Below are 12,731 nucleotides of genomic sequence, written 5' to 3' on the forward strand. Positions count from 1 at the left end.
GGCTACTCCGGTTGAGCGATATTAAGCCACTGGAACCAGCCGCGGTGCAGGACAAGCCACGCAATCAATCCGTAGCCGGCCTGGCCCGGTGTTCCCCCATTGGCTGCGAGGTCCGTCCTCCACTGCTCATGATTGAGCAAGGGGGAGAAGGTGTCAACGTAATGGTGGTTTCGCCGGGTGGTGACATCGGCAAACGCTGTGTTCAGTTCAGCAAGCCGCTTGTTGCGCGTGGGATCCAGCGTGGGCGGCGGGCCCACCACAAAGACTTCCACGCTGCTGTGCGAAGCGCCATCCAGGATGTTGGCAAGATTCAAGCGGCTGCGCGCGGTGGACAGCCCAAACTCGAGATCCCGCCCCGAAAGGCCGATCACCAACCGATTCTCATGCGTATCACTGAAACGCCTGCCAGCTTCATCCTGCCAGCGGGCGGCAAGGCCCTCAGTACCTTCCATGGGGCAGGGGAGCGGGAAACTTTCCACCACGACGGAATCCTGGGGTGTGCGGGCCAGGACTCTTCCGAGCCAACCCAAGGCGCGGGGATCCCCCAGGCCCGCGAGCAGTTCATCTCCTACAGCTGCGATGCGCAGCTTCCTGTCTTCCACGGTTACCTCTTCACACTCGTTACGGTCCTTGCTCGGTTTCCGGATCACCGGCCGGTTTGGGAACCGGGTACCTGTCCCATTAAACAGAACTGCCCGGCCTAAGGCGCGCTCATCGCTCCTCAGGCCGGGCAGTTTCGCTTACTTGCGTTCGAACGCCTGCTTAATCAGGGCGTCCTGTTCAGCGGCGTGGCGCTTCATGGAACCGGCAGCAGTGGATGCGGAAGCCGGACGTGAAACGAGGCGGAGCTTTCGGTCGAGCTCCGGTGCCAGATTCAGGCCCATGAACGGCCACGGACCCTGGTTGGCGGGCTCGTCCTGTGCCCACACGATGTCAGCGTTCGGGTACTTGGCGAGCTCGGCGTCGATCTCGGCCTTGGGCAGCGGGTAAAGCTGCTCTACGCGGATAATCGCCGTGGAGGTGTCCCCGGACTTCTGGCGGTTGGACAGGAGGTCGTAGTACAAGCGTCCGGAGACCAGGATGACGCGGTCCACATTGGCGGGCTGCACTTCCGGATCGCCGATAACCGTCTTGAAGCCGCCGGTGGTGAAGTCCTCGACAGCCGAGGCGGCACCCTTGAGGCGGAGCAGCTGCTTGGGCGTGAAGATGATCAGCGGCTTCCGCGGACGGCTGTAAGCCTGGCGGCGCAACAGGTGGAAGTGAGAAGCCGCCGTGGTGGGGTTGGCCACGATCATGTTGTCCTCGGCGCACATCTGCAGGAAGCGCTCGATGCGTGCAGACGAGTGGTCCGGCCCCTGGCCTTCGTAGCCGTGCGGGAGCATGAGCACCAGCGAAGAGCGCTGGCCCCACTTTTGTTCGGCCGAGGAAATGAACTCGTCAATGATGGTTTGCGCACCGTTGACGAAGTCACCAAACTGGGCTTCCCAGAGGACCAAGGCATCAGGGCGCTCCACCGAGTAGCCGTATTCGAAGCCCATGGCTGCGTATTCGGACAACAGGGAGTCATAGATCCACAACTTGGCCTGGTCATCGGAAAGGTTGCCCAGCGGCAGCCATTCGTTGCCATTGGCGCGGTCGTGGAACACAGCATGACGTTGGACGAACGTGCCGCGGCGGGAGTCCTGGCCGGCAAGGCGAACGGGTACGCCTTCCATGATCAGCGAGCCAAAGGCTGCGATCTCGCCAAAGCCCCAGTCGATGCCGCCTTCACGGGACATCTGCTCACGCTTCTCCAGAAGCTGCTTGAGCTTGGAGTGAACGGTGAAGCCTTCCGGAATTTCCAGGTGCGCCTTGCCGATGCGGGCAAGGGTCTCTGCGGAAATTGCCGTAGACGCGGGCGAATTGGTACCGAAGTCCGACTGCTGGGCAATGGGACGCTCGATGTCCGAGACCGCCGCGGAGTCAGCCGTGATGATCGGGATCGGCGACGTCTGCGCAGCATGCGTTTCGGCGAAGACGCGCTCGAGGCGCTCCTGGTAGTCGCGGAGCAGCTGCTCCGCTTCTTCCTCGGTGATGTCCCCACGGCCGATGAGCGACTCGGTGTACAACTTGCGAACGGAGCGCTTGGCTTCGATCAGGTTGTACATGAGCGGCTGGGTCATCGAGGGGTCGTCGCCTTCGTTGTGGCCGCGACGGCGGTAGCAGACCATGTCGATGACGACGTCCTTGTGGAAACGCTGGCGGAACTCGTAGGCGAGTTGTGCAACGCGCACCACGGCCTCGGGGTCATCGCCGTTCACGTGGAACACCGGGGCTTGGATCATCTTGGCGACGTCCGTGGAGTACGTGGACGAACGCGAAGACGACGGAGCAGTAGTGAAGCCCACCTGGTTGTTGACGATCACGTGGATGGTACCGCCGGTGCGGTAACCGCGCAGCTGGGACAGGTTGAGGGTTTCAGCCACAACACCCTGGCCTGCGAAGGCGGCGTCGCCGTGGACCATGATGGGCAGAACCGGGAAGGATTCACCCTGGTCAAGGCGATCCTGCTTGGCGCGGACGATGCCTTCCAGCACGGAGTCGACTGCCTCGAGGTGGGACGGGTTGGCGGCAAGGTAAACCTTGGTCTGCTTGCCGTTGTCCGACGTGAAGGTGCCTTCGGTGCCGAGGTGGTACTTGACGTCACCGGATCCCTGGACCGAGCGGGGGTCCTGGGTGCCCTCGAATTCGCGGAAGACCTGCGCGTAGGTCTTGCCTGCAATGTTGGTCAGCACGTTAAGCCGGCCGCGGTGGGCCATGCCGATGGCAACTTCGTCCAGGCCGTCGTCGGCTGCGTCTGAAATGACGGCGTCGAGCAGCGGAATGAGCGACTCGCCACCCTCGAGGGAGAAGCGCTTCTGGCCGACGAACTTGGTCTGCAGGAAGGTCTCGAAAGCCTCAGCAGCATTGAGCTTGGAGACGATGCGCAGCTGCTCTTCGCGGCTCGGCTTGGAGTACGGGTGCTCCAACTGGTCCTGGAACCACTTGCGCTCGGCGGGCTCCTGGATGTGCATGTATTCGATGCCCGTGGTGCGGCAGTACGCGTCACGCAGAACGCCAAGGATGTCACGGAACTTGAGCTGCGGCTTGCCGCCGAAACCGCCCGTGGGCCATTCGCGGTCCAGGTCCCAGAGGGTCAGGCCATAGGTCAGGACGTCGAGGTCCGGGTGTTTGCGCTGCACGTACTCCAGGGGATCGGTGTCAGCCATCAGGTGGCCGCGCACACGGTAGGAGTGGATCAGCTGCTGGATGCGGGCAACCTTATTGATCTCGTCAGCGGGGTCAACCTGGAGATCAGGGCTCCAACGCACGGGCTCGTACGGAATGCGCAGGGCTTCGAAGATTTCGTCGTAGAAGTTCTGCGCGCCGAGGAGGAGCTGGTGAACGAGCTTAAGGAACTCGCCGCTGCCCGCGCCCTGGATGACGCGGTGGTCGTAGGTGGAGGTCAGGGTGAGGATCTTGCTGATGGCGTTCTGGGCGATGATTTTCTCGCTGGCGCCCTGGAACTCGGCCGGGTAGTCAAGGGCGCCGACGCCGATGATGGCGGCCTGGCCCTTGGAAAGACGCGGCACCGAGTGGACCGTACCAATTCCACCCGGGTTGGTCAGGGAAACAGTGGTGCCTGCGTGGTCATCAGCGGTCAGTTTGCCGTTGCGGGCGCGCTTGATGAGGTCTTCGTAGGTGTGCCAGAACTCGGCGAAGTCCATGGTCTCTGCCTTCTTGATGTTTGGAACCATCAGGAGGCGGGTGCCATCGGGCTTGGGCATGTCAATGGCGATGCCGAAGTTGACGTGAGCCGGCTGCACCGCACTCGGCTTGCCATCGATTTCGTCGTAGTAGACGTTCATCGAGGGGAACTGGGAGAGCGCGCGGACAACGGCGTAACCGATGAGGTGGGTGAAGGACACCTTGCCACCGCGGGCGCGGGCAAGGTTGGAGTTGATGACCACCCGGTTATCGATGAGCAGCTTGGCAGGAACTGCCCTGACGCTCGTGGCAGTGGGAACTTCAAGGCTGGTCACCATGTTGGTGGCAATAGCCTTGGCCGGGCCGCGGAGGACGGAAACGACGTCTTCCTCAGGTGCCGTGGGAGCCTTGGTGCTCTTTGGCAGCTGTGCCGGAATGGGCTGGGCCGTGGTGCCGGCGGCGGGCTTCTTTGCTCCGTCCCGGGCAACCGTGGCGGGTGCCTTTTTCGCCGGGGCGGGTGCCGCCGGTGCAGCCTCCGGGGCGGCTGCGGGAGCGGCCGGCGCCGGTGCCGGTGCCGCTGCAGCCGGAGCTACCACGGGAAGTACTTGGGTAGGGGGATTGGCAGCCGTTGCGGCTGCGGAGGATCCGTTGGAAGAAGTGCCGTCACCGGAAGCAAAGGACTCGAAGAGTGGCCACCACTTGGCGTCGACCGAATTCTTGTCCTGTTGGTACCGCTCGTACAGTTCGTCAACGAGCCACTCGTTTCCGCCAAATTCCTCTGGTAGACGGTGGCTGGGCTGCTCTGGCACTTGAAATACGCCTCTTCCATGAGTGTTGTTTTCCCGCTGGCCACAGATGCTCTCCACAACGATGGGCCAGGGTCCGGGTCCCGCGAACTCAGACCCATGTCAGTCTAGTTAGGATCGTTGGTTAACTGCCAATAGTGGTGACCTAAATCATGTTGCGGCTGACTTAATGGGCATGCGCTTCTTCTTCGAAGCGTACGTGACCTCTGAGAGGCGTCCTTGGGCGGGTGGACTGTAGACTGAAGTTCTTATGGACAGTAAATCTAGGTGCCGGCCTGGGAACTGTCGGGGGAGCCGTTCTGGCAACCCCGCACAGCGTGCCCGTCGAGCCGGCAACACCCGTTCACATGCCCATCACTCGCCGGCGCTCACCGCCGGTGGTGCCGCAGACCATGCGTCCGCGGGACCCGACCAGCCTCCGCCGGGGCGAATCCCCGCGCCAGAGGCATTACCCCCATTGCACGTGCCCACTCTTGGAGTGATGCGCTAAGTGGAATGGATTCTTCTCCTTGCCGGCTTTGCCCTGATTCTTGGCACCGGCTTCTTTGTAGCAGTTGAGTTTTCCCTTGTTGCCCTGGACCAGGCAAGCGTTCAGCGGGCGGTCGATAACGGCGACCACGCTGCCGCGCCGCTGCTCAAGTGCCTCAAGTCGCTCTCCACGCAGCTCTCCAGTTGCCAGCTTGGCATCACGCTGACAACTCTGTTGACAGGTTTCGTGATGGAGCCCTCTGTGGGGCAGTTGCTCGTTGGTCCCCTCGGCTTGCTTGGCCTCGCTCCAGAGGTAGCGCATTCGGTCGCGCTGATTGTTGCCATGGCGTTTGCCACGCTGCTGTCGATGCTTCTGGGTGAGCTGGTCCCCAAGAATATGGCCATTGCCCTCGCTTTCCCTTTGGGTAAACGCCTCGCGCGGCCCCAGCTGATGTTTACAGCCGTTTTCAAGCCCGCCATCGTGGTGCTCAATGGTTTCTCCAACAAGGTGCTGAACCTGTTCGGCCTCGAAGCAAAGGAAGAGATCTCGGGGGCAAGGACCCCCGCAGAGCTTGCATCCTTGGTGCGGCGCTCGGCCGAGCTGGGGACGCTGGATGCCGGGACAGCCAATTTCGTTGCCCGCACCCTGAACTTTTCCGGGCGCACGGCAGCGGACGTCATGACTCCCCGCATTCGCATGGAAACCATCGACGCCGATCAGCCGGTGTCCGACGTTCTGGATGCCGCGCGGCGAACCGGATACTCGCGATTCCCTGTCATTGGGGATTCCACGGACGATATCCGCGGGGTGGTTCACGTCAAGAAGGCCGTAGCTGTCCCTGCGGAGCGTCGGGCGAAGCTTGAGGCGGGCGCGATCATGACTGACGTCCTGCAGGTTCCAGAGACTATTCATCTGGACGCACTCCTGTCTGAACTTCGCGAAGGCAACCTTCAGCTAGCCGTTGTGCTCGATGAGTACGGCGGAACTGCTGGAATCACCACCCTTGAAGACCTTGTGGAAGAGATCGTGGGCGAAGTATCCGACGAGCATGACAAAGTTCGGCCGGGAGTACTGCAGAGCGCATCCGGCGACTGGTATTTCCCGGGCTTGCTGAGGCCGGACGAAGTGTCCGAGCAGATCCCCAACCTTACTGTTCCTGATGAATCCGCCTACGAGACTGTGGGTGGGTACGTCATGAGCCAGTTAGGCCGCATTGCCAGGACAGGCGATATGGTGGACACCGTTGGCGGGACGCTCACCGTGACCCGGATGGATGGCCGAAGGATCGACAGGATCTGTTTCCATCACGTCGAGACGGGCGAATCATCATCCGCTGACTCCGAGAGCACGCGTCACGAAGCAGGTGCCGTATGAGCGACTGGGCAGGAATCGTCTGGCTCGTGGTGCTGCTCATCGGCAATGCCTTCTTCGTGGGTGCGGAATTCGCAGTCATGTCGGCGCGCCGCAGCCAGATTGAGCCGCTGGCCGAAGCTGGATCCAAACGAGCGCAAACAACGCTGCGCGCCATGGAAAACGTCTCGCTGATGCTCGCCTGTGCGCAGTTGGGTATCACCGTCTGCTCCCTCCTGATTCTTCAGGTTGCCGAGCCCGCAATCCACCACTTGCTGGCCGAGCCCTTGGAACTGGTTGGTGTTCCGGTTGAACTGGCAGACATCATCGCTTTTGCCATCGCGTTGCTGTTCGTCACGTTCCTCCACGTCACCTTTGGTGAGATGGTGCCTAAGAACATTTCAGTTTCCGTTGCGGACAAGGCTGCGCTGCTGTTGGCCCCACCGCTGATGTTCATTGCCAGGGTGGTGAACCCGATCATCTGGACGCTGAACTGGCTGGCCAACCACATCCTTCGGTTGATGAAGATTGAACCCAAGGACGAAGTCTCCTCTTCGTTCACCCTCGAGGAAGTGCAGTCGATCGTCCAGGAGTCCACGCGCCACGGCCTGGTGGACGACGAAACGGGCTTGCTGAGCGGCGCTTTGGAGTTCTCGGAGCATACTGCTTCACACATCATGGTTCCTTTGGACAAGCTGGTGGTGCTGAAGACCGCGTCCACTCCTGTGGATCTTGAGAAAGCAGTCAGTCGCACCGGCTTCTCGCGCTTCCCGATGGTTGACGACGACGGTGAACTCGCCGGTTACCTGCACGTCAAGGACATCCTGTCCATTCCCGACGAGGGCCGAAGGCATCCCATTGCCGAGGGACGCATCCGGTCACTGGCCAACCTTTCGCCGGATGACGAGATCGAACAAGCGATGTCTGTTATGCAACGGACGGGTTCACACTTGGCCCGCGTTGTTGGTGCGGGCGGCGAGACTCAGGGCGTCCTGTTCCTGGAAGACGTCATTGAGCAGCTGGTGGGCGAAATCCGTGATGCCACACAAGCCACCGGAATACGCCGTTACGGTGGTCAACAAGTGCAATAGCAAGAGAAAAAGTCTGGCGTCGATGGATCTCCATCGACGCCAGACCTCTCTAAACAGGAATCATTCCCATTTAGGGGTACACTGGATGCAACCCCTATTGTGTTTGATTCTCATTTTGACTAGATCCGAGGTCTCCGTGCGCCGTTTCGCCGCCCGACTTTCCCTGGCCGCTTCTGCAGGTCTTGCCGCGCTTTTGTTATCTTCCTGCGCTGGTACAGCCGGGAGTAACACGCCGTCTTCGTCTGACGCCATTGAGGTAGTGACCTCCACCAACGTTTATGGGGATGTGGTCAAGGCCATTGGTGGCGACAAGGTTGACGTAAATGCCATCATCACCAAGACCAGCCAGGATCCGCACTCCTATGAAGCTACTGCCCAGGACAAGCTGCTGATCTCCAAGGCCAAGCTGGTGGTGGAGAACGGCGGAGGGTACGACGAATTCCTTCACAAAATTGCTGACGAGACCAAGGTCGGCCACGAGAACATCATCAGTGCGGTGGAGATCTCAGGGCTTGCGCCCGAAGAAGAAGGCCACGCTGCGGAGTCCAGTAGCGCCGAGGCCCACAGTGAAGAAGAGCACGCCCACGGCGAGTTCAATGAGCACGTCTGGTACAACCTGGACGCCATGGGCAAACTTGCGGATGCTGTTGCCGTTAAGTTGGGTAGCCTCGATTCCGAATCTGCCTCGACCTTCACTGCGAACGCGGATTCTTTCAAAGCCAAACTCTCTGAACTGACCGGCAAGCTCGGTGACATCAAGGCCGGCAACGAGCATGCACCAGTGGCTGTGACTGAACCCGTTCCCCTGTACCTCCTGGAGGCGGCCGGCCTGGAAAACAAGACGCCGGAAGCTTACAGCGCCGCCATCGAGGAGGAAACAGATGTCCCTCCCGCTGTGCTGAAGGAAACCACCGACCTCGTCAGTGCCAAATCTGTTCGTCTCCTCGCGTACAACCAGCAGACGGAGGGGCCGCAGACTGAGTCCGTCAAGCGGGCGGCCGAGAATGCCGGGGTGCCGGTTGTGAACTTCACCGAAACGCTTCCTGACGGCAAGGACTACCTTCAGTGGATGGCGGATAACGTGGAATCCATTTCGGCAGCACTCAAGAAGTAGCGTTCCCGCGTATCAACCTGCAGTGAAGAGCCCCGTTGGCGTCCTAAGATATTCAGGATGGCTGCGGGGCCTTTGCCTGTCATCAGCACAGCCGCGGACACCAGCGGCACAACTATTGCGTTCCTCCCGGAGCGCATGGATCGAGGACAACTTTTGACACCGGTAGTGAGCCTCCGCGGAGCGAGCCTGCAGTTCGGCAAGAGGACACTGTGGCGGGATCTGGACCTGGACATCCATCCCGGAGAGTTCTTTGCCGTTCTTGGGCCCAATGGCAGTGGAAAAACAAGCTTCCTGAAAGTCCTTCTGGGCCTGCAGGAGCTGCATTCCGGAACGGTGTCGCTGGGCGGCCACCCCGTGGAACGCGGCAGTAAACGTATTGGGTACATACCGCAGCAAAAGTCCTTTGCAGCGGATACGCCGTTGCGGGCACGGGACTTGGTTGGACTGGGGATCGATGGCCACCGCTGGGGAATGCGATTTGCCTCCGGCAAGATCAACCAGCGGATCGACGAGTTGTTGGAGCAAGTGGGCGCGTCTGACTACGCCAAGGTGCCGGTGGGGCAGTTATCCGGTGGCGAGCAACAACGTCTCAGGGTGGCGCAGGCACTGGCCACGGAACCTCAGGTCCTCCTGTGTGATGAGCCGCTGCTTTCCCTCGACCTGCATCATCAGCAGGGCGTCAGTTCACTGATCAACAAGCAATGCCACGATCGGAACAGTGCCGTGGTCTTCGTGACCCACGAAATCAACCCTGTGATCGACTACGTGGACAGGGTCCTCTACCTTGCCGGTGGCCAGTTCCGGGTAGGAACACCTCAGGAAGTCATGACCACGGAAGTTCTTTCCGAGCTGTACGACAGTCATGTGGAGGTCATCCACACCAACGGAAGGATCGTCGTCGTCGGTCTTCCAGACGCAACCACGCACTTCCACGACGAGGCCCACGCCACCGCGGGGGAGGAGTTCTAGATGGATCTTGAGAGCATCCTGCAGACCATTTTCAACTTCGAGAACTACGGTGAGTTGCTGGTACTTGTCCAAAATTCCATCTGGGCGGGAGCTGTCCTCGGATTGTTGGGGGGACTGGTTGGCACCTTCGTGATGAAACGGGACCTTGCCTTCGCTGTTCACGGCATTTCCGAGCTGTCCTTCGCCGGCGCGGCGTTTGCCCTCCTGATTGGCTCCGACATCATTTTCGGTTCCTTGATCGGCTCGGTGGCCGCGGCAGTGCTTCTGGGTTTCATGGGAGTCCGTGCCCGGGACAAGAACTCGATCATCGGTGTGATCATGCCGTTTGGGCTGGGCTTGGGGATCCTGTTCCTCGCCCTTTATGAGGGGCGCGCGGCGAACAAGTTCGGCCTGCTGACCGGTCAGATTGTGTCCGTTGATACGGTGCAACTGCAGGTTTTGGCCGGCACCGCAGTGGTGGTGATGGCGGCACTGGTGGCGATTTGGAGACCACTGAGCTTCGCCAGCGTTGACCCGGAGATGGCTGAAGCCCGAGGTGTCCCTGTCCGCGGCCTGGCCATCGGCTTTATGGTTCTTCTGGGTGTCAGCGTAGCCCTGTCCATCCAGATTGTTGGCGCGCTGTTGGTCCTTGCCTTGCTGATCACCCCTGCAGCCGCTGCACTGCGGGTCACCACATCGCCCCGTTTGGTAGTGCTGCTGAGTGTTCTCTTCGCGATGACGGCCACTGTGGGCGGTATTCTCCTGGCCTTGGGCAGCCGCATTCCCATCAGCCCCTACGTCACCACACTGTCCTTCCTGATCTACGTGGTGTGCCGGGTCATTGGCAGGGTTCGTGCCAACAGGGGCCTTAACGGCCGGGTGTCCCGCGACCAGCCGGCAGGTGCCCTCTAGAGCTTGCCGGCTGCCTTCTTGGCCGTGCATTCGGGACACAGTCCGAAGATTTCCACTGTGTGGGCTACCTCGGTGAAGCCATGTTCAGTTGCCGTACGGGCAGCCCAGGTCTCGACGGCGGGTGCTTCCACTTCTTCTGCCTTCCCGCAGTTGCGGCACAGCAGGTGATGGTGGTGCCCGGTAACTGCACAACGACGATAAACGGCTTCGCCGTCTCCGTTCCGGAGGACATCAATGAGTCCGTCGTCAGCCAGGGACTGCAGGATGCGGTAGGCGGTGGCCAAGGACACCGAGATGCCTTTGTTCTGCAGAAGCCGGTACAGCTCCTGGGTGCTGACGAAGTCATCCAATTCATCCAGCGCGGCGCTGACGGCCAAGCGTTGCTTGGTGACGCGCTGCTCCTTGACGCCGCTGGGGGCCGGTGCTTCGTGGCCGGTCGTGGCGGGACTGGTGCCTTGTGGCATTGAAAGACTCACTTCCCTGGGGATGCTGGCAAAGCCTAATTTTACCAGTAGGGGAACCTTGGAAACTGTCAGCGGGCGGCCCTAGGCTGTCTCCATGAAGCTCACCAAGTACACCCATGCCTGTGTCCGGTTGGAGAAGGAGGGAAAGGTCCTGGTGATCGATCCCGGGACTTTCTCCGAGTCAGAGGAGGCGTTAAGCGGAGCCCACGCTGTACTTGTCACGCACGAGCACAATGACCACATTGACCGCCCGGCAGTGACGGCAGCCCTGCGGAGCAACACCACGCTGGAGGTCCATGCGCCAGCCGGGGTGGCAGCTGCGTTGAAGGAAAACGAGGATATCGCCGGTCGTGTGCATACCGTGGAACCCAACTCCGGCTTTGAAGCGGCAGGCTTCAACATCCGGACTTACGGGGGGCAACATGCCGTCATCCACGCCCAGATTCCGGTAGTGGCGAACATCGGTTACTTAGTGGATGACAACGTATTCCACCCCGGGGATTCGTTCGTGGTCCCTGACGGAATCAAGGTCCAAACCCTTCTTGTCCCCATCCATGCGCCGTGGTCCAAGGTGGGAGAGGTAGTGGACTTCGTCATCGCCGTCCGTGCTCCCAAGGCTTTCCCTGTCCATGACGGGCTGCTCAACGAACTGGGTCGGGGCATCGTCGAGGGACACGTCACACGGATCGGTGCCCGCTATGGAACCACTTTCGCACGACTGGCGCCAAAGGAGTCCGTGGAGGTCTAGCCGGTCCACACTCCTGTGTTGTGGAAGTTTTCTAGTACTGCTTCATGCGGTGCCGGCTCCAGTCCGTGCGCCGCCAGCCACCCGGCGTCATTGTAGCTTCCCGCATAGCGGTCGCCGGCGTCGCACATCAGGGAAACGACGCTGCCTTTGCGGCCCTCAGCCACCATCACGGCAACCAACTGCCAAACGCCCCACAGGTTGGTCCCGGTTGAGGGCCCTGCATGCAGGCCGGTGAGTTTCCGGAGGTGCCGCATGGCGGCAACCGATGCGGCATCGGGCACCTGGATCATGTGGTCGATGACCGCGGGCACGAAGCTGGGCTCAGACCGCGGCCTGCCGATGCCCTCAATCCTTGACGGCAGGCCAGTAGCTGCGGCAGCGTCTCCGTCCCGCCACGCAGGGTAGAAGGCCGAGTTTTCGGGATCAACAACGGCCAGACGCGTGTTGTAGCGGTTGTACCGCAAGTAACGGCCGATGGTGGCGCTGGTTCCGCCTGTGCCGGCGCCCACAACGATCCATTCCGGAACCGGATGCTCTTCCAGGGACAGCTGTTCGAAAATCGACTCCGCGATGTTGTTGTTGCCCCGCCAGTCCGTTGCCCGCTCGGCAAACGTGAATTGGTCCATGTAATAGCCACCGGACGTCCTGGCAGTCTCTTCGGCCACGGCGTAAACCTCCGAAGCGTGGTCCACCAGCAGGCATGCGCCACCGAAGTCCTCGATCAGGGCGATCTTCTCGGGGCTGGTGGTCTTTGTCATGACTGCGATGAAGGGCAGGCCGATGAGCCGGGCAAAATAAGCCTCTGATACGGCCGTGCTGCCACTGGAGGCTTCCACGATGGTGGTGCCCTCGGTGATCCAGCCGTTGACCAAGCCATACAGGAACAAGGATCGCGCCAAACGGTGCTTAAGGCTGCCGGATCTGTGGGTTGACTCGTCCTTCAGGTACAACTGGACTCCCCAGTGCTCCGGGAGTGGGACCGCGTAAAGGTGGGTGTCGGCGGAGCGGTTATTCTCGGCCTCGATCTTACGGATGGCCTCGCTGGCCCATGCCCTGTCCTGAATACACGAATTGCTCACCGGATAAGCCTAGGCTGGAATTCG

Annotated in this window: 10 protein-coding genes; 6 read left to right on the top strand and 4 right to left on the bottom strand. The window is 61.0% G+C overall.

Annotated features, from left to right (window positions below; translation table 11 throughout):
- Nucleotides 1-2: 2 nt before the first annotated feature.
- Complete coding sequence (locus M1D89_RS10320; RefSeq protein WP_026005442.1) at nucleotides 3-602, bottom strand: GDSL-type esterase/lipase family protein; 600 nt, start codon at nucleotides 600-602, stop codon at nucleotides 3-5.
- Between the two features lie 138 nt (nucleotides 603-740).
- Complete coding sequence (locus M1D89_RS10325) at nucleotides 741-4,535, bottom strand: multifunctional oxoglutarate decarboxylase/oxoglutarate dehydrogenase thiamine pyrophosphate-binding subunit/dihydrolipoyllysine-residue succinyltransferase subunit (RefSeq protein ID WP_498650278.1); 3,795 nt, start codon at nucleotides 4,533-4,535, stop codon at nucleotides 741-743.
- 487 nt (nucleotides 4,536-5,022) lie between these two features.
- Between M1D89_RS10325 and M1D89_RS10330 the strand changes: the two genes are divergently transcribed.
- The 5 genes from M1D89_RS10330 (at nucleotide 5,023) to M1D89_RS10350 (ending at nucleotide 10,416) form a co-directional block, all read left to right on the top strand.
- Nucleotides 5,023-6,375: a hemolysin family protein gene (locus tag M1D89_RS10330; RefSeq protein ID WP_498650279.1), complete on the top strand. Its 1,353-nt coding sequence runs from the start codon at nucleotides 5,023-5,025 to the stop codon at nucleotides 6,373-6,375.
- Entirely contained in the window at nucleotides 6,372-7,442 is a 1,071-nt protein-coding gene (locus M1D89_RS10335; RefSeq protein ID WP_498650281.1) for a hemolysin family protein, read from the top strand. Before M1D89_RS10330 ends, M1D89_RS10335 begins: the two co-directional genes overlap by 4 nt.
- Nucleotides 7,443-7,527: 85 nt before the next feature.
- On the top strand, nucleotides 7,528-8,556 hold the full coding sequence (locus M1D89_RS10340) for a metal ABC transporter solute-binding protein, Zn/Mn family (protein WP_498650283.1): 1,029 nt from the start codon (nucleotides 7,528-7,530) through the stop codon (nucleotides 8,554-8,556).
- A 135-nt stretch (nucleotides 8,557-8,691) separates the two neighbouring features.
- Complete coding sequence (locus tag M1D89_RS10345) at nucleotides 8,692-9,525, top strand: metal ABC transporter ATP-binding protein (protein ID WP_498650935.1); 834 nt, start codon at nucleotides 8,692-8,694, stop codon at nucleotides 9,523-9,525.
- On the top strand, nucleotides 9,526-10,416 hold the full coding sequence (locus tag M1D89_RS10350) for a metal ABC transporter permease (RefSeq protein WP_498650284.1): 891 nt from the start codon (nucleotides 9,526-9,528) through the stop codon (nucleotides 10,414-10,416).
- Here M1D89_RS10350 and M1D89_RS10355 read toward each other — a convergent pair.
- Nucleotides 10,413-10,880, bottom strand: coding sequence for a Fur family transcriptional regulator (locus M1D89_RS10355; RefSeq protein WP_498650286.1), 468 nt, complete (start codon nucleotides 10,878-10,880; stop codon nucleotides 10,413-10,415). The genes M1D89_RS10350 and M1D89_RS10355 overlap by 4 nt on opposite strands.
- Before the next feature lie 94 nt (nucleotides 10,881-10,974).
- Here M1D89_RS10355 and M1D89_RS10360 point away from each other — a divergent pair, with 94 nt between their 5' ends.
- Nucleotides 10,975-11,628: an MBL fold metallo-hydrolase gene (locus M1D89_RS10360; RefSeq protein ID WP_498650287.1), complete on the top strand. Its 654-nt coding sequence runs from the start codon at nucleotides 10,975-10,977 to the stop codon at nucleotides 11,626-11,628.
- Here the strand turns inward: M1D89_RS10360 and cds1 are convergent.
- The gene (gene cds1, locus M1D89_RS10365; protein ID WP_498650288.1) at nucleotides 11,625-12,707 is read right to left on the bottom strand and encodes an L-cysteine desulfhydrase Cds1; all 1,083 of its coding nucleotides are present in this window, start codon (nucleotides 12,705-12,707) and stop codon (nucleotides 11,625-11,627) included. The genes M1D89_RS10360 and cds1 overlap by 4 nt on opposite strands.
- Between the last annotated feature and the right edge of the window lie 24 nt (nucleotides 12,708-12,731).

Source organism: Arthrobacter sp. D3-18, assembly GCF_054408525.1.